The sequence below is a fragment of the Kribbella sp. NPDC051587 genome (genome assembly GCF_044453945.1).
GTDB lineage: Bacteria > Actinomycetota > Actinomycetes > Propionibacteriales > Kribbellaceae > Kribbella.
Genome location: NZ_JBITDE010000002.1, coordinates 429,460 through 455,560 on the forward strand (window position 1 = coordinate 429,460; position 26,101 = coordinate 455,560).

The following is a 26,101-nucleotide window of genomic DNA, read 5'->3' on the forward strand; positions in this document are numbered from 1 at the left end:
AAGGTGGTTCGGGGTCAGTTGAAGGGGAGGGTGGTGCCGGGGGTGAGGGTGTCGGCGGTGACGGTGAGGGGCGGTTGGTTGGGGAGGCTGAGGGAGGTTAGGTAGAGGGTGCCTTCGCGGACGTGCAGGCCGTTGGCGTCGAGGGTGCCGAAGGCGTTGCCGGTGGACCAGAAGTGGGTGCCGGGGGTGGTGAAGCGCATGGTGCCGGTGCGACCGTCGTAGTCGAAGCCGGTCAGGGCGATGACTGCGCCCCAGCTGGCCATGGCGCGGGCGTAGTGGTGACCGCATTCGGCTTCGTCATAAGGGTTGCGGCGTTCGCCGTCGTACCGGGCGCGGATGTCGGTGATGACCCGCAGTCCCTCGTCGACCAGGCCTTCCTGGATCAGGCCGACGGCGAGGATGTGCTCGAAGCCGGTCATCACTTCGCTGAAGTACGGGAACGGGCGCTCGGGGCGGTTGCCGCGGGGATAGCTGCACATCAGTACGGCCGTCTCGTCGCCGAGCACGTAACTGCGCATGTGGTTGAAGTGGCCGTGGAAACCTTCGAGACGGTTGTGGCGGAGGATGCTCTGCAGGGTCGTCTTGACCCGCTCGGTGTCGACGAGGGTGCCGAGGTCGGCGATCCGGGCGAGGTGCTGGCCGGCCAGTTGGTCGATCAGGCAGCCGTCGCCGAGCTGGAGCACGGGGTTGGTCGGGTCGGCGGCGCCCATCCGCTCGCGCAGGCCGTCGGCGATCTGGTCCAGGGTCTGCGGCCGGATCTCGTGGCGGTAGTACTCGCCGTTGAACAGGTGCTCGTCCATCCACGCGCTGCCGTAGTCGAAGAGCCGGCGGCAGTCAGCGGCGAGGTCGTTGTCGCCGACGTGGCGGGCCATCTCTTCGGAGGCGCGGAGAGCGGCGAGGTACCAGGACTGCATCTGCGGGTTGGGGCCGTAGTACTCGACGTCCATCGTGTTGTGCTGGCAGCCCTCCATCACGCCGTCGCGGTCGGCGTCCCAGCCGCCCTCGATCCAGCAGAACTCCAGTGCGCGCCGGGCTGCGGGCCAGAGCGATTGCAGCAGCTTGTCGTCGCCGCTGAGACGCCAGTCGCGGAACAGCTTCACCAGGCAACCGAGCTGTCCGTCGGCGGCGGCGACCCGCCAGGCTTGGGCGTTCGTTTCGAGCGGTAGGCCGACGCGGAAGCTCATCAGGCCTTGGTCGTCGGTGGCGTGCGCGAACTCGACCTCGCGGAGCGAGCGTGCGATCTCGCCGAACAGGTACGGCGTGGCCTGCTCGTAGTTCCACACGTGGGTGCAGCTCCCGAAGCAACTGCCGACGTGGTCCGAACACCCCTCCCAGCCGAAGAACCGGCCGTCCGGCGTGCGGAAGACGGTCTGCGTGCGCAGCGTGCTGAGGTTGAACAGCGCTGCCTCTTTGACCTGCTCAGGAAGGTCGCTCGCGAGGAAGTCGGAGACAAATCCGACGGTACGGCGTTCCAGCGCGTCGAGCTGTGCTGCGAACCGGCAGACCGTGGTCCACGCGTCGTCGGCGAGCGTCGTGTAGTGGTTGCCGACCACCTGGTCGGTCGTCTCCCACGCGATCCGGTTCGGGAAGTGCCAGCCGAGCAGGAACGTGAAGTGCTCGGTCGCACCAGCAGCCACGGTACGACGATCCGCGACCGAGGCGATGGGGGTCGCGGACTCGCTCTCCCGCTCGTCGAGTCGCCCGTCCGCACTGAAGTCGTCCCAGAAGTCCAGCAGACTGTCGCCCCAGGTCCGATCCGCCCATCCAGTACGCCGAGACACGTCCTGCCCGTCCAGCACAGCAAGCGCAACAGTCCCGAACTGCTCGGCATCCGGCGAGACCCCGCGACTGCCCATCACCACACCGTCGATGGCGGCACCCACGGCACTCTCGTTGTAGTTGCCCTTGGCAACGTCGATGGTGCCGTCGCGGCCGATGAAGTTCTCCAGGGAGCCGGCCAGGGAGACGACGAGCGGCTCGTTGGTGGGGTTGGTGACGGCGTAGCGGAGGACGGCGACGGGCCAGGAGCTGGCTTCGACATCGGTGGGGATGAACGGGGTGAACGCCTCGACAGCGAGATCCACAGGTACGTCTGAATCTGACAGTGCGAGGCGGGCGAAGGGGTACGCCGTACTGAAGGTTGCTTCGCGGAAGCGGGGGAGGCTGTGGGACTGGGCGGCGCTGCCGTGGGCGCCTTCGTACTCGCTCAGGTCGAGGGGGCCTTCGGCGGCGCGGGTGGTGACCACGCCGTCGGCCGATTCGGTACGGATCGCGAAGAACGCCGTACCGGGATGGAAGCCCTTGGCGGGGCGGTTCACGACCTCCCAGTCGCGGAGGTTGCCGCGGCCGCCGAAGCTGACCGTTCCGGTACCGATCCCGCCGAGCGGGAGGGCGATCCGGCGTAGCTGGCGGCCGGTGTAGGTACGAAGCAGGGGCCACGGCGAGGTCGTCATGCTTATCGACCCTAGATGCCGTGGCCCCTTGGCGAAACGGAGTTGGCTAGACCAATCAGGCGTCGGCGACGGTCAGTGCCTCAGCCTCGACCTTGGAGTGGTTCGCGGGGATCCGCAGGTGGGCGAGCGGCTTCCAGCCGGTGGCGAGAACGCCGACCGCGAGCAGGACGGCGAAGGCGCCGACGTAGAACGGCAGCTGGATGTTGACCTCTTCGCCGAGCTTGCCGGCCAGCCAGGGGGCGACGGCGCCGCCGGAGAAGCGGACGAACGAGTACGCCGCGGACGCCGTACCGCGCTCGACCGGAGCCGCGCCCATCACGGCCTCGGTGATCAGGGTGTTGTTCACGCCGAGGAACAGGCCGGCGACGATCACGCCGATCGCGAGGACCGCCTTGTGGTGGGCGAAGACACCCATCAGCGCGAGGTCGGCGCCGAACAGCAGCAGCGACGTCATGACCACCGGCAGTGTGCCGAACCAGCGCTGCAACCGCGGTGCCACGAAGACCGAGGTGACCGCGAGGCCGATACCCCAGCCGAAGAAGATCAGGCCGATCTGCCGGGCGGACATCGCCAGCGGGAACGGGGTGAAGGCGAGCAGCGTGAAGAAACCGAAGTTGTAGAGCAGCGCGGTCACGGCGACCGTCGCGAGGGAGCGGTGCCGCAACGCCTTCAGGGGCTCAAGAATCGACGTACGGCGGGCTTCGGGCGGCGTCGACGGGAGCAGGAAGGCGGTCGCGCCCAGGGCGATCGTCATCAGGACGGCGACGCCGAAGAACGGGCCGCGCCAGGAGATCGTGCCGAGCTCACCGCCGACCAGAGGACCGGCAGCGATACCGACACCGAGGGCGGCCTCGTACAGGATGATCGCCTCGGCGACCGAACCGGCGGCCGAGTTCACGATGGTGGCGAGGGCGGTCGCGATGAAGAGCGCGTTGCCCAGACCCCAGCCGGCCCGGAAGGCGACGATCATGCCGATCGAGTTCGACAGACCGGCGAGCGCGCTGAACACGACGATGATGGCCAGACCGATGAGCAGGGTGCGCTTGGCGCCGATCCGGCTCGAGACCGCGCCGGTGACCAGCATCGCGACACCGATCACCGCCATGTAGCTGGTGAACAGCAGCGACACCTGCGACGGGCTCGCGTGCAGCTGCTCGGCGATCGGCTTCAGGATCGGGTCCACCAGGCCGATGCCCATGAACGCGATCACACAGGCGAAGGCGACCGCCCAGACGGACTTGGGTTGCTTCAGAAACGACGACGTACCGCTCACCGGGGCGAATCCTCCAGGACATCGAGGGTGAGAATCTTGTGCATGACGGCGGCCGCGGCCCCGAGGGTTTCGAGGTCGGCCGCCGGAAGGTGACGGAGTCTGGCCGCGAGCGCGGCACCCGCCTCCTGGCGGGCGCGCTGCAGTTCGGTCAGGCCTGTCTTCGTGAGGCTGATCAGGCTGGCGCGCGAATCGGACGGATCCGGCTCCCGCCGCACCCACCCCTGCTCCTCCAGGCGCTGCACCAGCGTGGACATGGTCGGCTGCGAGGTCCGGTCGGCCTTGGCCAGATCACTGATCCGGGTCGGCCCCAGCTCGTCCAGCCGTCCGAGCAACCGCATCGCCGCATGCGGCAACGCACTCACATCCCGGCTCGCCAGCCGCGTCAACCGCGCCGCCGCGACGACGACATCAACACCCAGCTCGGTCAGGTCCACGCCTCCCAATATACATAGGAATGCTATGCATCTCCAGGTGAAGCGCGTCACTGGATGCGGGGTGGACCGGTTCTGGACCGGTCGCCTCTAGCGTCGGGAGGTATGAGGAGACAGCGGATCGCAGCCGTGCTCGCCGTGCTGGCGGTCGGCGCCGTACCGGCCTGCTCAGGCGGCGCCGAGCGGCCGGCTGCGGCTCCGCCGACGAGCAGTAGTCCGACGCCGACGCCGACTCCGGTGATCTCCGAGGAAGAGGTTGCGAAGGCGATCGGCGACTACTACTCGGTGCGAAACCAAGCGGCGAGCAGGTACGACGATCGGCTGATCAAGACCGTCGCGAGTGGACCGCTGCTCACGCAACGCCTGGCCGACCACAAGATCAACCGGATCCTGAAGACCAAGGTCCCGGCGATCCGGGTCAGGAACACTCTCGGCACCGTGACCCCGCCCGGGGTGTCGCCGCAGCGCCTGGTCGTCGAGACCGAACTGCAGGTGAAGGACTACCCGCGCCTGACGGCGTTGGCCGAGCGAAAGCGTCCTGGCTTGCCGTGGAGTTGGAGGTACGCGGTGAACCTCGGGGACGAGACCGTCATGCAGTTTCTGACGACGAAACCGGGCCCTGGTGACTCCACGCTCCGCACGCCGACGAAGGCTGAGCTCGCGCGGCTGAAGATGTCACCGGCCGCTGCTGTCCAGAAGCTTGCCCAACTGCTGTCGACCAAGACGATGGACGACACCTTCGCGCCGTTCCACATGGCGGGAACCGCCAAGTCCTACACCGACGAGCTCGTGTGGGACACGGTCGCCGAAGAGGACAAGCCCAGCACACTCGCGTACGTCGACGGTCCGATCGTGGCTTTGCAGTCGTCGTACGACAAGGTCCTGGTCTTCGCCACCATCAACATCGGCTGGAGCTACTACGCCGAGCCCGGGATGACCGTGCAGTGGCCGCCCGGACCCCGTGCGGCCCTTGCTGTGAAGGGCCGCGCGTACACCACAGCGGTCATGTACTTCGAACAACTGCAGGTGGTGATCGGGCTCCCGCCGAAGGGCCCGGGGATTCCCGACGTCTTCGGGATCGAGCCTCAACTCACCGGCGTCGGCGGGTACTGAGCTCGGAAGAGTCCGTTCGCAAGGGGTTCGGCCAGGCCCGAAAGGCCGTGACCGGGCCTGGTAGGGGCGGGTAGAACTGGGGGCGTCATGTCGTCGGAGATGCGGAGAAATCTGATGCACGAGGAGACGGACAAGAAGGAGTACGAGCGGCCGACGCTCACCCGGCACGGTGAGTTCGGCCAGGTGACGGCCGGGCGGACCGGTAAGTACGAAGACGGGTCCGGCGGGCGGCGCGGACTCTGATCCCTGCCGGTGAGCAGCCCGTCCGGGGGACCGGGCGGGCTGTCCGCACGTCGTGGTTCGTGGCGCTGCCGGATGTCGACGCGGCCGAGGTGAGCGCTGCGCGGGTCCGGTCGGAGGCTGACCACGAGATCTTCTATCCGTCGGGACGCCCGTTCGTGCTCGCGTGTGCCGACGAGGTAGCGATAGATCCGAGGGACGGGCTGCGCGTCGTCTTGGGTGAGGGCGCGGCCATCCGGAGCGGTCCGGGCAGCGTGCACGTGCTCGAGGCGGTCGACGGTGGCGTCTGGGTTCGCGGTACGGCGTCTGGGCTGCGGCGGGTGTTCCACGCGCGGCTGAACGGTGTGAGGATCGCGTCCGATCGGGCGGACGTGCTCGCCGGGCTAGTGGATGCGGCGCCGGACCCGGTGGGGATAGCGCTGCGGTTGTTGTCGCCCGGGGCGCCGTGGCCGCTGGCGTGGCATTCGATGTGGTCCGGAGTGACCGCCGTACCGCCTGGGCACTCTGTCGATCTGATGTCGGGGCGGTGCGAGCGGTGGTGGTCACCGCCGGAGCCGGAGTTGTCCCTGGCCGCCGCGGCCACGGCATTGCGGGAAGCACTGGAACAAGGGGTGCAGATTCGCCAGCGGGGTAAGGCGAAAGTGGCCTGTGATCTCAGCGGCCTGGACTCCAGCTCGCTGTTCGGGCTGGCCGTGCAAGGCGGGCCGGTGGTCGGGCTGACCTATCAGGCCGACGACCCGATGGATGAGGATGTCGCGGCCGCACGCTGGCTGGCTGAACACTTCGGCGCTGAGCACGACGTCCTCGCGGCCGAGGCCGCACCGCTGCCGTTCGACGGTGTGCATGGCGATCTGTTCGACGAGCCGACTTGGGTGTCGGCCTACCGTGCGCGCATCGGTACGGCGAGTGCGCGGGCGGCGGCGTACGGGGCGGAGCTGAGGTTCGCTGGGCACGGTGGGGACGAGCTGCTGATGCCGCCACCGGTCTGGCTGACCGACATCGCACGCCGGCAGCCGCTCCGGGCGGCTCGATTGGCTCGTCGAGTCCAGGCGAAGTACCGGCTCCCGGCCGGTGCGATTGCAGCTCTGCTGACGGACCGTACGACGTACGCCGAGTGGTTTGCGACGAGCCTGGCGCGACGGCAGTCAGCAGAGATGCACGTCCTCGGCTGGGGAGTTCCGCCGAACCTGCCGTCGTGGTTGACCAGTGATGCGGTCGCTCTGGTGCGAGACGCCGTGGCTGGGTGTGAGGTGGAGCCGTTGGCCTCGACGCGCGGGATGCACGCGACTCTCGAGTTCGTCCATAACGGTGCCCTGGCGGCACGGCATGTGGCACAGCTGGGAGAGGTGGACGGCGTACCGGTCGCATCACCGTTCTTCGACGACCGCGTGCTGGAGGCGGCGCTCGCCGTACGGCCCGAAGAGGCGATCGACCCACGGCGCTACAAGCCGCAGCTGGTGAGTGCAATGGCAGGTGTGCTTCCAGAGCGCGCGCTGCTGCGCACCAGCAAGTCAGACATCTCCATGACCGTCAGCAAGGGGTGGAGCAGGCATCGCAGCACTCTGCTGGGGTTACTCGACGACTCCGAGCTTGGTCGGCTCGGACTGGTCGACGTGGACGCCGTACGGCGGATCTGTCGCGGACCGTATGACGTGGAGAGGTGTGGGCCGGTGCGGCAGTTGCTGGAGGTCGAATCCTGGTTGAAGGGACTGCGATGAAGCTCAGAACGGCAGTGACGATGGTCGAGACCGACTACGGCTGGGTGTTGCTGGACGAAGACACCGGCGGGTTCTTCAGCCTGAACCCGTCCGGTGTGCTGGCCGTGCGGACGATGCTCGACGGTGGCGGGGTCGACGAGGCCGTCGCGGCGATCACCGGCGAGTACGCCGTGGATGCCGGTACGGCGCGCGCCGATGTCGATGAGCTGCTGGATGAACTCGATGCGGCGAAGCTGGTCACGCGATGAGCGTCAGTGGCGTGATCACCTTCGACCCGAATGTTGTGGCGTGGCGATGGCGAGTCGCTGTGTGGCTCGTCGTACCGGTTACTCGGGTACTGGCCGGGCAACCGCCGGGGCGGCTGCGCAAGGTGATGCGCCTGCTGGCCAAGGGATCCCGGCCCGCGAGTGAGCAGCTCACCGCGCGGGCCAGGGCCGCGGTCGTTGCTGTCAGCATCCATTGTTCCGGGCCGCAGGGTTGCCTGCCGCGGTCGATCGCGACCGCACTGCTGTGCCGGGCGCGCGGGCAGTGGCCGGTGTGGTGTGTGGGCGTCCGGCGGCACCCGCCGTTCGGAGCGCACGCCTGGGTCGAGGCCGCGGGGGTGGCGGTCGGGGAGGAACACCCGGCCGGCTACTACTCACGGCTGTACGCCGTCGGTCGTGCGGAAGAGGCTGACCGGGATCGGGCCGCGGTGGAGGATGTGCGGGATGTCGGCCCAGGGGAAGAGCGGCTCGGTGGAGTTGAGGGTTCGTAGGCGGTGGAGGGCCTGCTCGGACGGTTCGGTGAGGGTGGCGACGGTTTCGGGTGAGTAGGGGATGAAGTCCTCACGCGGCTGCGGTCGAAGTGCAGGGTCGTGGCGCTTGAGGAGGATGCAGGTGGTGGCGGGATCGAGGAGTTCGGCGTCGATGGTCCAGTAGTCGACGACGACGCGGCCGATGCGGCCGGACTCGTGCATGGCCTCGAAGAGTGGCGCCGGATGGACCGGGGAGAGGAAGACGACATCGGTCCAGGTGCAGTTCAACGGATAGACCGGGTAGCCCATCGTCTCGGGACGCATGGCGTACTTGGTGGCCTCGCGTTCGTACAGGTCGGGGTGCTGGTCGCGCAGCAGGTTGAGCGGTAGGACGGCGTCGCCGCGGAGGTCGTGGATGGCGGCTCGGTACAGAAGTGTCGGCATACACGAAAGCCTCCGTCCACAGGAAGTCTGCGGCGGAGGCTTTCACACATTCTACTGGGTACCGGGGGTCAGTGAGGAAACGGTTGATCGTGACGGCGGCCGCGGCGGCCGTGTATCTGGGGTTGACGGTGACGATGCTCGTCCTGCGGATCTGGCCGGCGGCGGTTCTGTTTGCCGTCTTCGCCGTCGGGTGGTCCACCCGAGTAGTGCTGATGCTGCGGCGGTTCGAGGTCAGGCGGTACGCCACCACGCTTCTCGCCGTGCAGTTGACGTGCTGGCTGCTCGCGGCGGCGTACTACCTCATCACTCGTTACTGGCTGGGTCTGTTTGTCGCGGTGATCCTGGCCGGAACCGCCTTCGGCTACAGCCGATTGGCGAAGAGCCGGCCTATCGACGCTTGAGGTCGGTCGTCAGGACCTGGGCGATGTTCCGTTCGGCCAGGGCGGTGATGGTGACGAAGGGGTTGACGCCGAGGCTGCCGGGGATGAGGGAGCTGTCGGTGACGTAGAGGCCGGGGTGGTTGCGGACGCGGCCGTAGTTGTCGGTGGCCTTGCCGAGGAGGGCGCCGCCGAGCGGGTGGTAGCAGAAGTCGGCGGCGAAGGCCCGGTTGCCGGTGAAGAGGTCGCGTCGGTACGTCGTACCGATGGTCTTGTTGATCTTGTCGAACAGAGCCTGTGCGGAGCGGATCGACGGGGTGCTCTGGTCGGCGGACCAGTGCAGGTCGGCGCGATCGGTGCCGTGGTTGTAGGTGAAGCGGCCGCGCTCGGGGTTGACGGTGATCGCGAGATAGAGGCTGGCCCAGGTCTCCAGGCCGATCGGCAGTGGGGCGATCTCGGCGAACGCCGGGTGCTTCGGGTCGTTCCAGTTGTCGATCGCGAGGGTGGGGATGGTCGACTGGAGGGAGCCGGTCGGATCCCAGAGGTGATTGGCGCGGGCCGTCATCACGTTGCCGTTGGTGCCCCAGCCGGTGCCGATCACGGCCGGCAGGTCGGGCAGCGTGCCGGTTTCCCTTGCCCGCAACAACAATTCCGTCGTACCGACGCTGCCGGCGCCGAGGAACAGCGACCCGCAGGAGATCTCGCTGCGCCGGATCACCTTGCCCCAGGCATCGATCTGCTCAAGGCCGACGAGATATCCCTTGCCCTGCTGGTGAATCGTGGTCACGCGCGTGAGGGTGCGGATGGTGACGTTGCCGGTTCCGAGAGCGTCGGCAAGGTAGGTCTTGTCGAGTGACTGCTTGCCGTGGTTGTTGCCGTAGATGACCTCACCCGCGAGCGCTGATCGCGGTACCTGCTTCTTCTCCTCGCGACGCAGGTAGTTGAAGTCATAGACGTTCGGTACGACGCTCGTCCTGAAGCCGGCCTGGTGAGCATGCCGCCGGGAGACGCGCGCGTACTTGTAGACCGGCGTCTGCTCGAGATAGCGCGGATCGATCGTGTTCACCCCGAGCATCCGCCGGGCCAGTGGGAAGTACCGCTTGTACATCGCGTCCGCATCCACCTGCGGCAGAACCTTCTCGAAGTACGTGCGTTGCGGCGTCGGCGCCATCCCGCCGTTCACGAGCGAACCGCCGCCGACGCCGCGACCGACGTACACGCCCATGTTCGGGAAGTCGATCCGATCCAGTACGCCGGCGTACGGCGTACCGAGGTCGCGGTTGACCACGTCGAGCCAGAGGAAGGTGTCGAGCGGTGCTTCGGTACGGCGGTTGAACCACATCGACCGGCGGTCCGGGTTCAGCGTCGAGCAGAACACCTTCCCGTCCTGGCCGGGAGTGGTCCACAACTGGCCCATCTCGATCATCGTGGTCTTGATCCCGGCGGCCCCGAGGCGCAGCGCGGTGACGGCGGCGCCGTACCCGGTGCCGACGACGAGGGCGGGAACGTACGGCGCCGCGGCGGCGGGGCCGATCCGGGTGAGGCCGGTGGCGGCCGCCGCGGTGAGGGCGGTCAGGCCGGCGAACCGGCGGCGGGTCATTGTGGACGGATTGGTCTCGAAAGTCACTGACGCACCGTAGTTGAGCAATTACTCCAGTGCAGCCGAACCGGCATGTCGCCTACCTTGGCCGCTGCGGGCCCGGTTCCATCGCCGGAAGTAGCCGGATCGTGCCCCTAAGTGCAGGGGTGCAAAAGTGAGCAGCTAATAGTTTGCAGTGAGTGCAAGAACCTGCCTACGCTGATCAGGTGAGGCAGGGTGAGGGTGGGTTGCGGGAGCGGAAGAAGCTCCAGACCAGGGCGGCGCTGACGGAGGCCGCCCTGCGGCTGGCGTTGGCGAAAGGTCCGGACAATGTCACGGTCGAGGAGATCGCCGAGGCGGCCGACGTGTCGGTGCGGACCTTCTTCAACTACTTCCCGCACAAGGAGTACGCGATCCTCGGGCGCAACCCCGCCCATCTCGAGGCCGCGCTCGAGATGATCGCCACGGCGCCGGCGGAGCAGTCGCCGCTGACGACGATGTGGCTGATCGTGCACGACGTCCTGCAGGACCTGCTCAGCGAGGGGTCGCTGACCCGGCGCGGTGAGCTGATCATGACCTCGCCGAGCCTGCTGTTCCACCTGATGCTGTCCAGCCTCGACGACGAACGGCAGCTGTCCGCGGCGCTGACCGAGCGGATCGGTGATCCGTTGCGGGCCAAGCTGATCGTCAGTGCGGCCGGGACCGCCTGCCGGGTCGCCGTCGAGCTGCACAAGGACACCCCGGACAGCGCGCCCGGCGACCTGGTCGACGCGGCGTTCCAATTACTTGCTCAGGGCATCGACCCTGACTATCAGAAAGGTCACTCATGACGACGACCTCGGCCGAGGGGACCGGAGCCGGCGCGGCGCTGACGCCGCGGCAGACCGTGCAGGCCATGTCCGGTCTGATGATGGGGCTGTTCGTGGCGATCCTGGCCGGCACCGTGGTGTCGACCGCGTTGCCGCGGATCATTCACGACCTGGGGGCGAGCCAATCGTCGTACACCTGGGTCGTCACGCTCGAGCTGCTCGCGATGACGGCCACCGTGCCGTTGTGGGGCAAGCTCGCCGACCTCTACAACAACAAACTGCTCGTCCAGCTGTCGCTGGGCTTCTTCGTCGTCGGCTCGCTGGTCGCGGGCTTCGCGCCGAACATCGAGGTGCTGCTGGGCAGCCGGGTGCTGCAGGGTCTGGGCGGTGGCGGTCTGACCGCGCTCGTCCAGATCGTGATGGCGGCGATCATCCCGCCGCGTGAGCTCGGCCGGTACTCCGGAATCTTCGGTGCCGTGTTCGCCTCCGCCACTGTTGGTGGGCCGCTGCTCGGTGGATTCCTGGTCGACTCGCCGCTGGGCTGGCGGGCCTGCTTCCTGATCGGCGTGCCGTTCGTCCTGGTCGCGATCTTCCTGCTGCAGCGGACGTTGCACCTGCCGACCGTGCGCCGAGAAGTGAAGATCGACTGGTGGGGCGCGTTCCTCATCACCGCCGGGGTCAGCACGCTGCTCGTCTGGACCACCTTCGCCGGCAAGCGGTTCGACTGGGTCTCCGGCTGGAGCGTCCTGATGGTCGGCGGTGCGCTGGTCGCCTTGGTGGCCGCGGTGCTCGTCGAGCGCCGGCACCCCGAGCCGATCATCCCGATGGACCTGTTCCGCAACCGCACGGTCACCCTGGCGATCGTCGCCAGCGCGCTGGTCGGTGTCGCGATGTTCGGTGGCTCGGTGTTCCTGGCGCAGTACTTCCAGGTCGCGCAGGGCTACTCGCCGACCAAGGCCGGTCTGATGAGCCTGCCGATGATCATCGGCATGATGGGTGCGTCGACAGTAGCCGGTGGATTGATCACCAAGTACGGCAAGTGGAAGATCTACCTGGTCATCGGCAGCGTCCTGCTCCCGATCGGACTGGCGCTGTTCGGCACCATCGACGCCCACACCTCGAAGTACATGCTGTGGGGCTTCATGCTCGTCCTCGGTGTCGGCATCGGCCTGGTCATGCAGAACCTGGTGCTGGCCGCACAGAACGACGTACCGGCTCGGGAGCTTGGTGCGGCGACCTCCGCCGTCAGCTTCTTCCGCAGCATGGGCGGCACCATCGGCGTCAGCGTCCTCGGTGCCATCCTCGCCAACAAGGTCATCGACGGCCTCGGTGGCGGCGGCTCCGGCGGTGGCGGCGGCGCCGTCCCCAACGTCGCCGAACTCCCGCCGCCCGTTCGCGCCGTCGTCGAGAACGTCTACGGCAACGCCACCGCGGACCTCTTCATGATGTCGGTCCCCTTCGCCGTGCTGGCGCTGATCGCCGTCGTCTTCATCAAGGAGAAGCCGCTCCTCACCACCACCGGCGCCGAGCGCCGCGCCGCCGAGGACGACGCCCCGGCGCGCCCGCAGGACCAAGTTGGTGGCACGCTGGACGCATGATCGTCGCATTCAGCATCAGCCCACTCTCGGGTGACGAGACCGGAGGCGTGAGCGAAGCGGTGGCCGAGGCCGTCCGCGTCGTTCGCGCCTCCGGTCTTCCCAATGAGACCAACGCCATGTTCACCAACATCGAAGGTGAATGGGACGAGGTGATGGCGGTGGTGAAGCAGGCCGTTGAGGCGGTGGCTGCGGTGTCGCCTCGGGTGAGTTTGGTGTTGAAAGCGGACATCCGGCCAGGGTTCACGGGGCAGTTGACGGCCAAGGTGGAGCGGATCGAGCAGGCGCTGGCCGACTAGCGGCTAGTGGGAGTTGACTGCTGCTACCGCTTCGGGGTGGCGGTTCTCGCGTTCGGCGGCGCGGAGGAAGTGGACTCGGTCGACGAGGATCTCCTCGACGTCGGGGTTCTGCTGGAGGATGGCGATCGACTCGTCGACGTACTCGTCCAGCGGCATCCAGGACGGGTCAGGCGTGCTGCCCATCAGTTCTGTCTGTACGGCGGGTGGGACCAGTTCGATGACCTGGACGGCGGTGTCGGCGAGCTGTAGGCGCAGGCTTTGGGTGTAGCTGTGGATCGCGGCCTTGGTGGCGTTGTACGTCGGGGTGAGGGCCAGCGGGACGAAGGCCAGGCCGGACGAGACGGTGATGATCGTCGGGTCGGATTGCTGTTGCAGGTAAGGCAGGAAGGTCGTGATCGACCGGATCGTGCCGAGCAGGTTGATGTCGATGGTCGCCTCGCTCGTGGCCAGGTGGGCCGGGTCCTGGAGGTTTTCGGGGCGCATGATGCCGGCCATGGTGATCAGGACCTTCACGTCGTGCCGGGCGGTCACGTCGGCGAAGGCGGCGGCGATCGAGGCCGGGTCGGCGACGTCGAGGACGACGCCTTCGAGGTGGTCCTCGGCGGCGAGCTGGTCGAGCAGGTCCTTGCGGCGGCCGCTGATGATGACGGTGTTGCCGAGGTCGCGGAACCGACGGGCGAGCTCGAGGCCGATACCCGACGTACCGCCGGTCATGAAGATCGTGTTCCCGGTTGTTTTCATGGCTCCAGCCTGGAACCGGATGCCGGAGGCAACCAGGCCCGGCGCAACCACTGCTCGGCAAGCAGTGGATAACTGCGGACGGGCGAGCACACTGGAGACATGGAGTACGCCGATCTGTCCGATTTCCTCCGCAAGCGCCGGGAGACCCTGCAGCCCGAAGACGTCGGGATGCCGCGCGGCCGACGACGCCGTACGCCGGGACTGCGGCGCGAGGAGGTCGCCGTACTGGCGTCGATGTCGACCGACTACTACAGCCGGCTCGAAGGTGGGCGGGGACCGCAGCCGTCGGTGGAGATGCTCGGGTCGATCGCCCGTGCGCTCCGGCTGACGTTGGAGGAGCGCGACTACCTGTTCGTGCTGGCAGGGCACGGTACGCCGCCGCGCACGACCCGGGCGTGTCACGTCGATCCCGGGATGCTGCGGATCATGGATCGGCTGCAGGACACCCCGGCGTTGCTGGTCAACCGCTGCGGCGAGGCCGTCGCGCAGACGCCGGCACATGTCGCGATGGCCGGTGAGCTGACGAACTTCGAGGGGATGGAGCGCAGCGAGTCCTACCGCTGGTTCCTGCAGCCGGAGACGCGGATCCTCTATCGCGAGGACGAGCAGGACCGCCACAGCCGGTTGCTGGTCTCGATGCTGCGGATGACGGCGACCGCCGACGGGCCGAAGTCGTACGCCGCCTCGATCGTGACGGCGTTGCAGAAGGCCAGCCCGGAGTTCGCCGAGATCTGGGAACGGCATGAGGTGGTGCCCGCGCACAGCCGGACCAAGCACTTCCGGCATCCGCTGGTCGGTGAGTTCGACCTGTACTGCGAGGTGATCAACAACGCCGACCAGCAGCAGATCCTGGTCGTCTTCACCGCCGAGCCGGGCAGCGAGAGCGCGGAGAAACTGCAACTTCTCGGTGTTTTGGGAAGCCAGACGATGAGCTCTGGACAGGACTTTCGTCGGGAGTTAATTTAAGTCCTGGATCTCGGAATGCCCTTTCCGGGATCGACTCTCCGGAAAGGACCGCCCCATGCCTTCCGCTCGCTTACGCCTGCCTGCGCTCGTCCTGGCCCTCCTCGTGATCGTGGCCGGTCTGACCAGTTCGGCAGTGGCTCACGTTCAGGCGACCTTCAATGTGCTGGCCTTCTACGACGGCAACACCGAGGACGCGGCGCACAACGACTGGGTGAAGGAGGCCAACCAGCGGTTCCCGCAGTTCGCCGCGCAGAACGGTTTCACCTACACCGCGACCAACGACTGGAACCGGCTGAACAACCTGCAGGCCTCGCAGTACCAGGTGGTGATGTTCCTGGACAACCGGCCGTGGGCCACCTCGCAGCAGACGGGTTTCCAGCACTACATGGAGAACGGCGGCGGCTTCTTCGGATTCCATGTGAGCAACTACAACGACTCCAGCCAGGGCTGGCCCTGGTTCAACAACACGCTGCTCGGCACCGGCCGCTTCGTGTCGAACACCTGGCTGCCGTCCGCGGTCACGCTGCGGACCGAGAACCGTTCGCACCCGTCACTGGTGAACACGGGCGCGACGTTCCGGTCGTCGGTCAGTGAGTGGTACAGCTGGCAGAACGACCTGCGGCAGAACCCGAACATCCAGGTGCTCGCCTCGATCGACCCGTCGAGCTTCCCGGTCGGCAGCCAGAACGGCAACATCTGGACCTCTGGCTACTACCCGATCGCGTGGACCAACAAGAACTACAAGGTCATCTACGCGAACTGGGGCCACAACGGGATGAACTACCAGACCAACACCCGGACCTCGTCGACGTTCGACAGCCCAGCCCAGAACCAGTTCATGATGGACTCGTTGAAGTGGCTGGGTGGCGGCGGTACGACGACACCGCCGGTCGACCAGCCGGACCCCGGCACCTGGTACTCGGCGGCGAACAAGGCCAACGGCAAGTGCGTCGACGCCCGCGCGGCCGGCACGGCCAACGGCACGGTCATCCAGCAGTACAGCTGCAACTCGACCACGGCCCAGAACTTCCAGTTCCAGCCGACCACGGACGGGTTCACCCGGGTCAACAACCGCAACGACGCCACCAAGGTCATCGATGTCTCCGGCGTCTCGACGGCCGACAATGCCGGGTTGCAGCTGTGGACCTACAGCAGCGGTACCAACCAGCAGTGGCAGGCGGTCTCCGAAGGCGGCGGCTACTTCCACTTCGTCGTCCGGCACACCAGCAAGTGCCTGACCGTCCCCGGTGGGTCGACCGCTGACCAGACCCAGCTGGTCCAGTCCACGTGCAACGGTGGAACTGCTCAGTCTTTCAAGCTGACGGCAGCCTGATCGCCCCGTAGATTGCGGCCCATGAGAATCCTGCGTGTGGCCGCAATCGCGGCAGGAGGTCTACTGGCTATGTCGTCGTTGACACCGGCTCAGGCGACCGGCGGGCCGTCGTACAAATGGAGCATGACGCCGACCGGAAGTACGGCGCAGTTCCGCGGGTTGTCGGCGGTCAGCAAGGACGTCGCCTGGATCGGTCGGACGGCAGGGCAGGTGCTGCGCACCGTGGACGGGGGCAAGCACTGGCAGAACGTGAGTCCGGCCGGAGCGGAGACCGTCCAGTTCCGCGACGTGCAGGCGTTCGACGCCCAACGCGCGGTCGTCCTGTCGATCGGGAACGGTACCGACTCGCGGATCTACCGGACCGTGAACGGCGGCAAGAGTTGGACCCAGACGTTCGCCAACACCGATGAGAAGGCGTTCTACGACTGCTTCGCCTTCAATGCCGGCGGGCACGGGCTCGCACTGAGCGACCCGGTCGACGGGAAGTTCCGGATCGCCGCGACCAGCGACGGTGGCAAGTCGTGGAAGGTGCAGTCGAACGCGGGGATGCCGGCCGCGCTGCCTGGCGAGTTCGCGTTCGCCGCGAGCGGCACGTGCCTGGTTGCGGGACCTGGCCGTACGGCGTGGTTCGCGACCGGCGGCGGTGATCGGCCGCGCGTGTTCCGCACGTTCGACGGTGGCCGGCACTGGACGGTCGCGGACTCACCGATGGCCAGTGGTGAGGCCGCCGGCATCTTCAGCCTTGCCTTCCGTGGCCCGCTGTTCGGTGTCGCGGTCGGCGGTGACTTCCTGAAGCCGACCGAGGCGGTCAAGGCTGCTTCAGTCACGTACGACGGTGGTCGCACCTGGAAGCTCATCCCCGCCGACAAGGCGCCGAAGGGGTACCGCAGTGGATCGACGTACCTGCCGGGCTCTTTGACCACGGTGGTCGCGGTCGGCCCGTCCGGGAGCGATGTCAGTCGTGACGGCGGTCGGAGCTGGAAGCAGTTCTCCGACGCCAACTTCGACAGCGTCGAGTGCGGCGGGCACGGCGTACAGGCGGGTTGCTGGGCGTCGGGTGCGAAGGGTGCCGTCGCGCGACTGGTGGTCGGCCGATGAGGCGCGGGCTGGTGGTCCTGGTCGCGTTGCTGATGGTGATCCCGACGATGGCTGCCGCGCAGCCGGACCGCGGTCGGCCTGGCCGGGACGTGACGGTCATGACCTACAACATTCACCATGGCGCCGGAATTGACGGCGTACTGGATCTTGAGCGGATTGCCGCGCTGATCGAGCAGAGCGGCGCGGACGTCGTCGGTCTGCAGGAAGTCGACCGGCATTGGAGTGAGCGGAGTAATTGGGTCGATCAGCCGGCCTGGTTCGCCAAGCGATTGAAGATGCATTACGGGTACGCCGCGAATCTCGATCTGCCGCCGCTGAACCCGGGGGAGCCGCGCCGGCAGTACGGTACGGCGATCCTGTCGAAGTATCCGATCAAGGACTTCACCAACACGTTGCTGCCGCTCTACCCGACCGGTGAGCAGCGTGGACTCGCGGTGGCGACGGTGAAGATCCGCGGCGCGGAGCTGCGGTTCGCGAACACGCATCTGACCAGCAACAACAATGCCGAGCGGCTCGAGCAGGCGAAGAAGGTTGTCGAGCTGTTAGGGGAATCGCGAAAGGCGACCTTGCTGGTCGGTGACCTGAATGCGCGACCGGATGCGCCGGAGATCAAGACGCTCACCGCCGTACTGGATGACACCTGGGCCGAGGTCGGCGTCGGGCCCGGCTACACGATCGAGGCGGACAACCCGACCGCCCGGATCGACTACCAGTTGCACAGTTCGCAGCTGGTTCCGCTGAAAGCTGCAGTCCCCGTGAGCTTGGCGTCCGACCACCTTCCGGTGGTGGCCTCGTTCACCCTGCGCTGACCGTCCTTCAGCGCACAGGCACCCGTCAACTTCGGTTGGCGGGTGCCTTTTCTTGGAATTACAAGCTTGTAGTTTGTCAAGTCGACACGCAGGTGAAACAAAGATACTTGTGGGAAAAGTGTTCCCAATGGGGCCACAGGCAACTAGTGTCACGTATGTGGTCCAGGAGGACCAAAATGGCGGAAGGGACCCCTGATGACGGCCACTGGGAAGACCGGTAGGGCAGCGCTCTCCGGCGTGCTGGCGGTCTGTCTGGCCGGCGGGATGCTGATGGTTCCGGTCGACGCCCAGGCCAAGCCCAAGCCGCCGGTGATCCCGTCGCAGGCCGCGGTCGATCGCGCCAAGAAGGCTGCCTCCGACAAGGCCGGTCAGGTCAAGGCGATCGAGCAGCAGCTGGCCGCGGCCGAGGCTCGGCTCGAGCAGCTCGGGATCCAGTCCGGGATCGCCGACGAGGCCTACAACGGTGCGGTCTACCGGCTCCAGCAGGCCAAGAAGGATGCCGCCACGGCAGCGGATCGCGCGGCCAAGGCCGAGAAGTCCCTGACCACTCAGCGGCAGCAGATCGGCCGGTTCGCGGTCGCGTCGTACCAGGGTGGTGGCGACATCGCGAAGCTCGGGCCGCTGTTCACCGCGGAGGGTCCGCAGCAACTGCTCGACTCGGCCGGTACGGCGCACACGGTGTCGAGCGCGATGCAGGGTTCCTACCTGCGGTACTCGGCGGCGCAGGTGGTGACCAACCTCTTCAAGGTCCAGGCCGACCAGGCCGTGGTGAAGGTGAAGCAGGCGACCGACGAGGCTGCCAAGGCCAAGAAGGCCGCCGAAGCCGCCGAGGCCGCGCAGTCGGCCGCGGTGACCGCGATGGGTGTCCAGCGGCAGAAGTCGATCGCCCAGCTGGCCGTCCTGCAGAACACGTCCATCCAGGTCGCCAACCGGCGGCAGCGGGGGCTCGAGGAGCTTGCGCGACAGCGCGCCGCCGCACTCGCCGCGAAGAAGGCGGCCGAACTACGCCGCAAGATCGAGGCCCGGGAGGCCGCCGAGCGCGCCCGGGAACGCGCCGAAGAGGCCCGCGAACGCCAGCAGGGCAAGAAGAATCCGAAGAAGCACCGGCCGAGCACCGGCGGCGGCAACAGCGGTAACGGCGGCAATGGTGGTTCGGGTCGCGGCGCGAGTGCGGCGATCAGCTTCGCGCTCTCCCAGCTCGGCGACATGTACCTCTGGGGCGGCACCGGGCCCTCGCGCTGGGACTGCTCAGGTCTGATGATGGGCGCCTGGAAGCGGGCCGGCGTTCAGCTGCCGCACTACAGCGTCGCGCAGTACGAGCAGACCCGGCACATCGACGAGGACGAGCTGCGGCCGGGCGACCTGATCTTCTGGGCGCTCAACCCCAACGACCCGGGCACCATCCACCACGTCGCGATGTACATCGGCGGCGGCCGGATGATCCACGCCCCGCGGACCGGCAAGCCGGTCCAGATCCAGAGCGTCTACTACTGGGAACCGCCGGACTTCTTCGGCCGGCCCTGAGTCAGTTGCTTGCGGCAAGTGAGGCCTGCCGGAAGCGTCCGCAACCTAGATCAGCCGGTGTCCGCCGTCGGCGTGCAGGACGGTGCCAGTGATGAATCCATTGCGTAGCAGGGCAATGATCGCTTCCGCGATGTCCTGGGTGCGGCCGATCCGGCCGACCGGCAGGCGGGCCGCCATCGCGGCCAGGGTGGCGGGAGCCTCGTCGCCCGCGACGTCCTGCCAGATCGGGGTGTCCACCCATCCCGGGGAGACCACGTTGACCCGCAGTGGTGCCAGCTCGACCGCCAGCGCGGCGGCCAGCGAGGCCAGGGCGCCGTTGAGTGCCGCCAGCAACGAGGCTCCCGGCCCGGGCCGGTACGCCGCGATGCCCGAGGTGAAGACGATCGAGCCACCGGGCTCGAGTACCGGTGCGGCGTGTTTGGCCAGCAGTAGCGGACCGAGCAACTTGGAGCCGATCGCCGGCCAGGACAACTTCACGTCGTACTCCCTGATCGGCTGGTAGGCGCCGCCGACATCGGCGGCCGTGGTGACGACGTGCCGGATGGGTCCGGTGCCGGCGAAGAGCCGGGCGACATCGTCCTCGACGGCGAGATCCATCGCGACGGTGTGCACGCCGAGCTCGGCGTGGATGGCGGCGAGGCGGTCGGGGGAGCGGCCGGCCACGGTCACTTCGCTGCCTTGGGCAACGAGTTCGGCAGCGAGTGCACGACCCATTCCGGAGCTACCGCCGATGATCACTACATGTTCTTCGGTCATGCTCCGAGCCAACCAGTACGGCGCTCAGCCAGCCACGACTTGTTGCCTCACTGGCGTTAGTCCCGGGCTAACGATCATCGCCTGCAGTACGGGGTTGTGTGAATCGGTCCGCCAGATTGCGGCGTACCGGGCGACCAGCGGGCGGCCGGCGAGGGGTCGCCAGACGACGTCCGGCGTGGCTGCGCGGCGCGAGCCGAGGCTGATGGCGTTCCGCTTGACCAGGAGCGCTGACCGGAGCTGCGAGTGGCTCATCGTGATCTCGCTGAGTCGCAGTTCGCCGCCGATTTGCCGCAGCGCCTCGTCGTGGAACTCGGGGGCCGCGGCGCGTGGAATCCAGATCAGCTCGAGGCCGGCCAGGTCGTCGGTGCTGATCTCGGTGACGGCCGCCAGCGGATGGTCGGCGACCAGGAGCACGCCGAGCTCTTCCGCGGCCAGTTCCGTCGAGATTGTTGCTGAGGGCAACGTCAGGGGCAGCCGGACCAGGCCGAGGTCGATCTCGCCGGCGGTGAGCATCCGCACCTGATCGGTGGTGGTTCCGGCCTCGAGCGTGACGGTCCCGGCCGGGAAGCGTTCGGCGGCGAGCTGCTCGAGAGACGCGGGCAACCAACCCGGTACGCCGTTCAGCAGTCCGAGCCGGAGGACAGGCTCGTCCAGGCCGGCCGCCCGCCGAGTGTCCTTCACTGCGAGCCCCGCCGCCTGGATGGTCTCCCGGGCGCGGGCCAGGAAGACTTGGCCCGCCGGGTTCAGTTCCACCCCACGGCTGTGCCGGATGAGCAGCGTCGTACCGACCGTGCGCTCCAGCTGTTTGATCTGCTGGCTGAGAGTCGGCGTGGAGATGTACAGCCGCTCGGCGGCCCGCCCGAAGTGGAGCTCCTCCGCGACAGCGACGAAGTACCGCATCTGCCGGAGCTCCACCCTCCAACCTTAGGTGGTGGCGACCAGCCGGCCGAGCACGGCGCGGCTGTCGAGCGCACGGTGGAGCGGCCGGGCGCACGTGGGTGCGGTCCCGGCGGTTGGCTGGAGTGTCAGTGGCCTTCGGTCTTCAGGCGCTCGAAGGAGGCCTTGATCTCGGCCTCGGCGTCGGCGCGGCCGACCCAGGTGGCGCCCTCGACGGACTTGCCCGGCTCGAGGTCCTTGTAGACCTCGAAGAAGTGCTGGATCTCGAGGCGGTCGAACTCCGGCACGTGGTGGATGTCGCGCAGGTGCTCCTGGCGCGGGTCACCGGCGGGGACGCAGAGGACCTTGTCGTCCGGGCCCTTCTCGTCGGTCATCCGGAACATGCCGATCGCCCGGGCCTTGATCAGGCAGCCCGGGAAGGTCGGCTCGGTCAGCAGGACGAGCGCGTCCAGCGGGTCGCCGTCCTGGCCCAGGGTGTCCTCGATGAAGCCGTAGTCGGACGGGTACTGAGTGGCCGTGAACAGGGTGCGGTCGAGCCGCAGCCGGTTCGTCTTGTGGTCCAGCTCGTACTTGTTGCGGGTGCCCTTGGGGATCTCGATGAAGACGTCGAACTCCATACGGCAGATACTGTCACGGTTCGGACCGACCAAATGACAGGAGCAGCCCGGTGGCCCGTCCTCCTCGTGCGGCGTTCGTCACGCTGCTCGCCTCAACGCTGTGTCTCGGCCTGGCGGGTGGAGCGAGCGCCGTACCGGTTTCTGTGCAGGCAGCACCACCTGTGCTCGCACCAGCGAAGCCGGAGGGTGCTGCCCCGACTACGGCCGGTGTGCAGAAGGCGCTGGCTGGAGTGCTCGCGGATCCGTCGCTGGGCAAGCACCACGGTGTCTACGTGTACGACGTGTCCCGTGACGAGCTCGTCTACTCCAGCGGTACGGCGACGCCGTACACGCCGGCTTCCACGCTGAAGCTGCTCACGACTGTCTCGGCGCTGTCGACGCTCGGCCCGGAGCACCGGTTCACCACTCAGGTGGTGAGCGCGGGCAAGGGCTCGATCGTGCTGGTCGGTGGCGGTGACCCGCTGCTGGCGGTGAAGCCCGGTCCGGGCTATCCGACGCGCGCCACGCTCCAGGCGCTCGCTGCCAGTACGGCGAAGGCTCTGAAGGCGCAGGGTGCCACCAGCGTCACCCTCGGGTACGACGCCTCGCTGTTCACCGGTCCGGCCGGTAACGCGAACTGGGAGTCGAACTACCTGCCGGAGGGTATTGCCGCCCGGACGTCCGCGCTCTGGGTGGATGAGGGTCGGCTGTCGGCCGGAATGGCCAAGCGGGCCGACTCGCCGGCGCTGGCCGCAGCAGCCAGCTTCAGCAAGCTGCTGGTCGCCAACGGCATCAAGGTCGTCGGAGCGGCCAAGCCGAAGGTCGCTCCGGAAGGTGCCGCGGCGCTGGCGAAGGTCCTGTCGCCGACGGTCGGCCAGATCGTCGAGTACGTGAACCTGCACAGCGACAACGACGGTGCCGAGGTGCTGCTGCGTCAGGTCGGGCTGGCGACCAAGAATGGCGGTTCGTACGCCGGAGGCGTCACCGGGGTCGAGCAGACGCTCACCAAGCTCGGACTGCAGGTCGGGAAGGCGCAGATCTTCGACGGCAGCGGTCTGACCCGGTCGAACAAGGTGCCGCTCGACCTGCTCGCCGGTGCGGTCCGTGTGGCGGCCTCGAAGGATCACCCGGAGCTACGGCACCTGCTGACCGGACTGCCGATCGCAGGCTTCAGTGGGAGCCTCGAGGAGCGCTTCAGCGCCGGAAACGCGGGTGCTGGGACCGGACTGGTTCGGGCGAAGACCGGAACGCTCACCGGGGTGCACGCCCTGGCCGGAATCGTCAGGACGCGGAGCGGCACAGTGCTGGCGTTCGCCGTGGCCAGCGACAGCGTCCCGGTACCCAAGACCCTCGACGCCCGAGCAGCCCTGGACAGGACGGCAGCCACACTCGCCAACTGCGGGTGCTGAGCTTGCCCCTAGGACTAGGGTCGACTTATGAGTACGGCGGCAGGTGGGACCGAGGGCAGGGCCACGACCGAGATGGTCGATTGGCAGCTGGCGACCGGTGTGGCGCGCAAGCTGCTGCGCCCGGGGCCGGTGGTCAGCCGGGCCGAGGCGGACCAAGTGGTCGCCGAGCTGCGTCAGTTCGCGGCCGACTCCGAGCACCACGTGCGCGAGTTCACCGGTCTGCAGGCCACGTCGGCGACCGCGCCGGTCGTGATCGTGGACCGGCCGGGCTGGGTCCAGGCGAACGCTGACGGCTTCCGGACTGTGCTCCAGCCGCTGGCTGACAAGCTGCAGGAGAAGGCAGACCGGACTGGTGGGCTGTCGTCCGCCGTCGGCTCCCGGGTGACCGCGATCGAGGCGGGCGCGCTGCTGGCGTTCATGTCCTCCCGCGTGCTCGGTCAGTTCGACCCGTTCTACCCGGCTGAGCCCGATCCGGCCCGTCCTGATCTGACCGGGCGGCTGCTGCTCGTCGCTCCGAACGTCATGCAGGTCGAGACCGAGCTGGGCGTCGTACCGCGGGACTTCCGGTTGTGGGTGTGCCTGCACGAGGAGACGCACCGGGTGCAGTTCACCGCGGTCCCGTGGTTGCGGGACCACCTGCGGTCGGAGATCGGGTTGTTCCTCGACCAGGCCGAGCTGGACGCGTCGGCGTACGCGGCAATGTTCCGTGAGGCCGTGCAGCGGCTGGGCCGGTCGGTGCGTGGTGAGGCCGAGCTGAGCCTGATGGACCTGATGCAGTCGCCGGAGCAGCGTGCGGTGCTGGACCGGCTGACCGCGGTCATGTCGTTGCTGGAGGGCCACGCGGACTTCGTGATGGACGGGGTCGGTCCGTCGGTGATCCCGACGGTGGACGCCATCCGGTCCAAGTTCACCTCGCGGCGGCAGAGCGGGAACCCGCTGGACCAGCTGCTGAAGAAGCTGCTCGGTCTGGACGCCAAGCTCAAGCAGTACAAGGACGGTGCCGCGTTTGTCCGGCGGGTCGTCGAGCAGGTCGGCATGGAGGGGTTCAACCGGGTCTGGACCGGGCCGAACACGCTCCCCACCAAGAACGAGATCGCGAACCCCGATGCCTGGGTCACCCGACTCCACGGCTGAGCCCGGCTCCACCGAGGAGCTGGTCGCCGAGCGTCGCGGCCGGCTGCACCCGGCGGTCGCCCGGACCCGGGAGGCAGTGCGAGCTGCCCTGTCCGACCTGCCCACCGGTACGACGGTTCTCGTCGCCTGCTCGGGTGGGACCGACTCACTCGCGTTGGCGGCCGCAGTCGCCTTCGAGGCACCGAAGCTGGCACTTCAAGCCGGGGCGGTCATCGTGGACCACGGTCTGCAGGCGGACTCCGCCCGGACTGCTGAGATCGCCGCGGAGCAGTGTCGCGGCCTAGGGCTCAACCCGGTCCAGGTCAGCGCGGTAGAGGTCGGCGGCGAGGGCGGTCCGGAGGGTGCGGCCAGAACAGCCCGGTACGACGCGTTGCGGGCGGCGGCCGACGAGTTCGGGGCGGACGTCGTACTGCTGGCGCATACCCGGGACGATCAGGCCGAGACTGTCTTATTAGGGCTGGGACGCGGTTCTGGCGCCAGATCGCTCGCAGGGATGGCGGCGGTCGCCGGACTGCTCCGGCGGCCGTTCCTGGAGGTCCCCCGTGCGACCACGGCGGCAGCCTGTATCGCCTCCGGCCTGCGGCCCTGGCACGACCCGCACAACGACGATCCGTCGTACACGCGAGTCCGCGTCCGCCATGAGGTGCTGCCGGTGCTCGAAGAGGCACTGGGACCCGGCGTGATCGAGGCGCTGGCCCGGACGGCCGGACTGCTCCGGGCAGACGCTGATGCGCTCGACATGTTGGCGGCCGACCTCGCTGAGACGGCAGTACGGCGTACTGACGATGAGGTGCACTGTGATGTCGGGATGCTCGCCGACGAGCCGGCTGCCCTCCGCACGCGAGTGCTGCGGCAGGCGGCTCTGGAGGCCGGCTCCCGGGCCACCGACCTGAGCGCCGGTCACGTCGCCGCGGTCGACGCGCTGATCACCGACTGGCGCGGCCAGCGCTGGATCGACCTGCCCCAAGGAGTCCGGGCAGTACGCCGGGGCGGATTCATAATCCTGGGCCCAAGGCCGTAACCGGCAACCCCACGCCTACGGCGTGGAATTACCGGTCACGACCTGGATGTGACAGGCTGACGCCCGTGGATGCGGCGGACATCGAGAAGGACCTGACCCAGATCCATTACACCGAGGACCAGATCCTGGCGAAGCTGCGGGAACTGGCCGGTCGGATCGAGGAGGACTACCAGGGCAAGGATCTGTTGCTGGTAGGCGTTCTGCGCGGGGCGGTGATGGTGATGGCGGACCTGGCCCGGTCGTTCACGCGGCACGTGGAGATGGACTGGATGGCGATCTCGTCGTACGGGTCCGGGACCAAGTCGTCGGGTGTGGTGCGGATCCAGAAGGACCTGGACACCGACATCACCAACCGGCACGTGCTGATCGTCGAGGACATCATCGACACCGGCCTCACGCTGAGCTGGCTGGTCAGCAACCTGGAGTCGCGCAAGCCGGCCTCGCTCGAGCTGTGCACCGCGTTCGTCAAGCCGGGCGCGGCCAAGATGCAGGTCCCGGTCAAGTACGTCGGTCTGGAGCTGCCGGACGAGTTCGTCGTCGGGTACGGGCTGGACTACGCGGAGAAGTACCGCAACCTGCGCTGCGTGGCCACCCTGGCGCCGCACGTGTACTCCTGAGCCGTCCGTAAGGGCAGACTTGGTGACGGCCTGTACAACAGGTCGTACCGTCTATCGGTGACCCTCGTGGTCGGCAGGCTTGCCCGGCACGAGACACTTGGACTGGTAGTACCGTCTCAAGCCCGCAAAACCCGGG

Annotated in this window: 27 protein-coding genes; 18 read left to right on the forward strand and 9 right to left on the reverse strand. The window is 67.8% G+C overall.

Annotated features, from left to right (window positions below; all coding sequences use genetic code 11):
* Positions 1–14 precede the first annotated feature (14 nt).
* The 3 genes from ACIA49_RS08280 to ACIA49_RS08290 are packed head-to-tail and all read right to left on the reverse strand — an operon-like array spanning position 15 to position 4,160.
* Positions 15–2,453, reverse strand: coding sequence for a GH116 family glycosyl-hydrolase (locus ACIA49_RS08280; protein ID WP_396376432.1), 2,439 nt, complete (start codon positions 2,451–2,453; stop codon positions 15–17).
* A 55-nt stretch (positions 2,454–2,508) separates the two neighbouring features.
* A complete protein-coding gene (locus ACIA49_RS08285; protein ID WP_396376433.1) occupies positions 2,509–3,726 on the reverse strand; it encodes an MFS transporter in 1,218 nt (405 codons plus the stop codon).
* Entirely contained in the window at positions 3,723–4,160 is a 438-nt protein-coding gene (locus ACIA49_RS08290) for a MarR family winged helix-turn-helix transcriptional regulator (RefSeq protein ID WP_396376434.1), read from the reverse strand. Before ACIA49_RS08290 ends, ACIA49_RS08285 begins: the two co-directional genes overlap by 4 nt.
* 102 nt (positions 4,161–4,262) lie before the next feature.
* Between ACIA49_RS08290 and ACIA49_RS08295 the strand changes: the two genes are divergently transcribed.
* The 5 genes from ACIA49_RS08295 (at position 4,263) to ACIA49_RS08315 (ending at position 7,982) form a co-directional block, all read left to right on the forward strand.
* The gene (locus ACIA49_RS08295) at positions 4,263–5,270 is read left to right on the forward strand and encodes a hypothetical protein (RefSeq protein WP_396376435.1); all 1,008 of its coding nucleotides are present in this window, start codon (positions 4,263–4,265) and stop codon (positions 5,268–5,270) included.
* A 114-nt stretch (positions 5,271–5,384) separates the two neighbouring features.
* Positions 5,385–5,513, forward strand: a complete 129-nt coding sequence (locus ACIA49_RS08300) for a lasso RiPP family leader peptide-containing protein (protein ID WP_396376436.1) — start codon at positions 5,385–5,387, stop codon at positions 5,511–5,513.
* Between the two features lie 59 nt (positions 5,514–5,572).
* Complete coding sequence (locus ACIA49_RS08305; protein WP_396376438.1) at positions 5,573–7,228, forward strand: asparagine synthase-related protein; 1,656 nt, start codon at positions 5,573–5,575, stop codon at positions 7,226–7,228.
* Positions 7,225–7,476: a lasso peptide biosynthesis PqqD family chaperone gene (locus ACIA49_RS08310; protein ID WP_396376439.1), complete on the forward strand. Its 252-nt coding sequence runs from the start codon at positions 7,225–7,227 to the stop codon at positions 7,474–7,476. The genes ACIA49_RS08305 and ACIA49_RS08310 overlap by 4 nt, the downstream gene beginning before the upstream one ends.
* A complete protein-coding gene (locus ACIA49_RS08315) occupies positions 7,473–7,982 on the forward strand; it encodes a lasso peptide biosynthesis B2 protein (protein ID WP_396376440.1) in 510 nt (169 codons plus the stop codon). Before ACIA49_RS08310 ends, ACIA49_RS08315 begins: the two co-directional genes overlap by 4 nt.
* Here the strand turns inward: ACIA49_RS08315 and ACIA49_RS08320 are convergent.
* Complete coding sequence (locus ACIA49_RS08320) at positions 7,866–8,405, reverse strand: hypothetical protein (RefSeq protein WP_396376441.1); 540 nt, start codon at positions 8,403–8,405, stop codon at positions 7,866–7,868. The two genes, ACIA49_RS08315 and ACIA49_RS08320, sit on opposite strands and share 117 nt — an antisense overlap.
* A gap of 71 nt (positions 8,406–8,476) precedes the next feature.
* Between ACIA49_RS08320 and ACIA49_RS08325 the strand changes: the two genes are divergently transcribed.
* Positions 8,477–8,806, forward strand: coding sequence for a hypothetical protein (locus ACIA49_RS08325; protein WP_396376442.1), 330 nt, complete (start codon positions 8,477–8,479; stop codon positions 8,804–8,806).
* Here the strand turns inward: ACIA49_RS08325 and ACIA49_RS08330 are convergent.
* Positions 8,793–10,409, reverse strand: coding sequence for a GMC oxidoreductase (locus tag ACIA49_RS08330; RefSeq protein ID WP_396376443.1), 1,617 nt, complete (start codon positions 10,407–10,409; stop codon positions 8,793–8,795). The genes ACIA49_RS08325 and ACIA49_RS08330 overlap by 14 nt on opposite strands.
* 179 nt (positions 10,410–10,588) lie before the next feature.
* On the opposite strand from ACIA49_RS08330, the gene ACIA49_RS08335 reads away from it, so the two are divergent.
* The 3 genes from ACIA49_RS08335 to ACIA49_RS08345 are packed head-to-tail and all read left to right on the forward strand — an operon-like array spanning position 10,589 to position 13,064.
* Positions 10,589–11,191, forward strand: coding sequence for a TetR family transcriptional regulator (locus ACIA49_RS08335; protein ID WP_396376444.1), 603 nt, complete (start codon positions 10,589–10,591; stop codon positions 11,189–11,191).
* Positions 11,188–12,768 carry an MDR family MFS transporter gene (locus ACIA49_RS08340; protein ID WP_396376445.1) on the forward strand — a complete coding sequence of 527 codons (1,581 nt, stop codon included), beginning with the start codon at positions 11,188–11,190 and terminating at the stop codon, positions 12,766–12,768. Before ACIA49_RS08335 ends, ACIA49_RS08340 begins: the two co-directional genes overlap by 4 nt.
* Positions 12,765–13,064 carry an MTH1187 family thiamine-binding protein gene (locus ACIA49_RS08345; RefSeq protein WP_396376446.1) on the forward strand — a complete coding sequence of 100 codons (300 nt, stop codon included), beginning with the start codon at positions 12,765–12,767 and terminating at the stop codon, positions 13,062–13,064. Before ACIA49_RS08340 ends, ACIA49_RS08345 begins: the two co-directional genes overlap by 4 nt.
* A 3-nt stretch (positions 13,065–13,067) precedes the next feature.
* Here the strand turns inward: ACIA49_RS08345 and ACIA49_RS08350 are convergent, their stop codons facing one another.
* The gene (locus tag ACIA49_RS08350) at positions 13,068–13,805 is read right to left on the reverse strand and encodes an SDR family oxidoreductase (protein ID WP_396376447.1); all 738 of its coding nucleotides are present in this window, start codon (positions 13,803–13,805) and stop codon (positions 13,068–13,070) included.
* Positions 13,806–13,904: 99 nt separating this feature from the next.
* Here ACIA49_RS08350 and ACIA49_RS08355 point away from each other — a divergent pair, with 99 nt between their 5' ends.
* From ACIA49_RS08355 to ACIA49_RS08375, 5 genes are all read left to right on the forward strand, one after another.
* The gene (locus ACIA49_RS08355) at positions 13,905–14,771 is read left to right on the forward strand and encodes a helix-turn-helix transcriptional regulator (RefSeq protein ID WP_396376449.1); all 867 of its coding nucleotides are present in this window, start codon (positions 13,905–13,907) and stop codon (positions 14,769–14,771) included.
* Between the two features lie 55 nt (positions 14,772–14,826).
* Complete coding sequence (locus tag ACIA49_RS08360) at positions 14,827–16,104, forward strand: ThuA domain-containing protein (RefSeq protein ID WP_396376450.1); 1,278 nt, start codon at positions 14,827–14,829, stop codon at positions 16,102–16,104.
* 21 nt (positions 16,105–16,125) lie between these two features.
* Positions 16,126–17,202: a WD40/YVTN/BNR-like repeat-containing protein gene (locus ACIA49_RS08365; RefSeq protein WP_396376451.1), complete on the forward strand. Its 1,077-nt coding sequence runs from the start codon at positions 16,126–16,128 to the stop codon at positions 17,200–17,202.
* Positions 17,199–18,011: an endonuclease/exonuclease/phosphatase family protein gene (locus tag ACIA49_RS08370; RefSeq protein WP_396376453.1), complete on the forward strand. Its 813-nt coding sequence runs from the start codon at positions 17,199–17,201 to the stop codon at positions 18,009–18,011. The genes ACIA49_RS08365 and ACIA49_RS08370 overlap by 4 nt, the downstream gene beginning before the upstream one ends.
* A gap of 195 nt (positions 18,012–18,206) precedes the next feature.
* Positions 18,207–19,535 carry a C40 family peptidase gene (locus tag ACIA49_RS08375; RefSeq protein WP_396376454.1) on the forward strand — a complete coding sequence of 443 codons (1,329 nt, stop codon included), beginning with the start codon at positions 18,207–18,209 and terminating at the stop codon, positions 19,533–19,535.
* 45 nt (positions 19,536–19,580) lie between these two features.
* Here ACIA49_RS08375 and ACIA49_RS08380 read toward each other — a convergent pair whose 3' ends face one another.
* From ACIA49_RS08380 to ACIA49_RS08390, 3 genes are all read right to left on the reverse strand, one after another.
* Positions 19,581–20,291 carry an SDR family oxidoreductase gene (locus ACIA49_RS08380; protein ID WP_396376455.1) on the reverse strand — a complete coding sequence of 237 codons (711 nt, stop codon included), beginning with the start codon at positions 20,289–20,291 and terminating at the stop codon, positions 19,581–19,583.
* Positions 20,292–20,315: 24 nt separating this feature from the next.
* Entirely contained in the window at positions 20,316–21,206 is an 891-nt protein-coding gene (locus ACIA49_RS08385; protein WP_396376456.1) for a LysR family transcriptional regulator, read from the reverse strand.
* A 110-nt stretch (positions 21,207–21,316) separates the two neighbouring features.
* Complete coding sequence (locus tag ACIA49_RS08390) at positions 21,317–21,805, reverse strand: inorganic diphosphatase (RefSeq protein ID WP_396376457.1); 489 nt, start codon at positions 21,803–21,805, stop codon at positions 21,317–21,319.
* Between the two features lie 50 nt (positions 21,806–21,855).
* On the opposite strand from ACIA49_RS08390, the gene dacB reads away from it, so the two are divergent.
* The 4 genes from dacB to hpt all read left to right on the forward strand — a co-directional run bounded on the left by dacB (position 21,856) and on the right by hpt (position 25,965).
* Positions 21,856–23,193: a D-alanyl-D-alanine carboxypeptidase/D-alanyl-D-alanine-endopeptidase gene (dacB, locus tag ACIA49_RS08395; RefSeq protein ID WP_396376458.1), complete on the forward strand. Its 1,338-nt coding sequence runs from the start codon at positions 21,856–21,858 to the stop codon at positions 23,191–23,193.
* A gap of 27 nt (positions 23,194–23,220) precedes the next feature.
* Positions 23,221–24,327, forward strand: coding sequence for a zinc-dependent metalloprotease (locus tag ACIA49_RS08400; protein WP_396376459.1), 1,107 nt, complete (start codon positions 23,221–23,223; stop codon positions 24,325–24,327).
* The gene (gene tilS / locus ACIA49_RS08405; RefSeq protein WP_396376460.1) at positions 24,299–25,348 is read left to right on the forward strand and encodes a tRNA lysidine(34) synthetase TilS; all 1,050 of its coding nucleotides are present in this window, start codon (positions 24,299–24,301) and stop codon (positions 25,346–25,348) included. Before ACIA49_RS08400 ends, tilS begins: the two co-directional genes overlap by 29 nt.
* Positions 25,349–25,413: 65 nt before the next feature.
* Entirely contained in the window at positions 25,414–25,965 is a 552-nt protein-coding gene (gene hpt, locus ACIA49_RS08410; RefSeq protein WP_132164525.1) for a hypoxanthine phosphoribosyltransferase, read from the forward strand.
* Positions 25,966–26,101 lie beyond the last annotated feature (136 nt).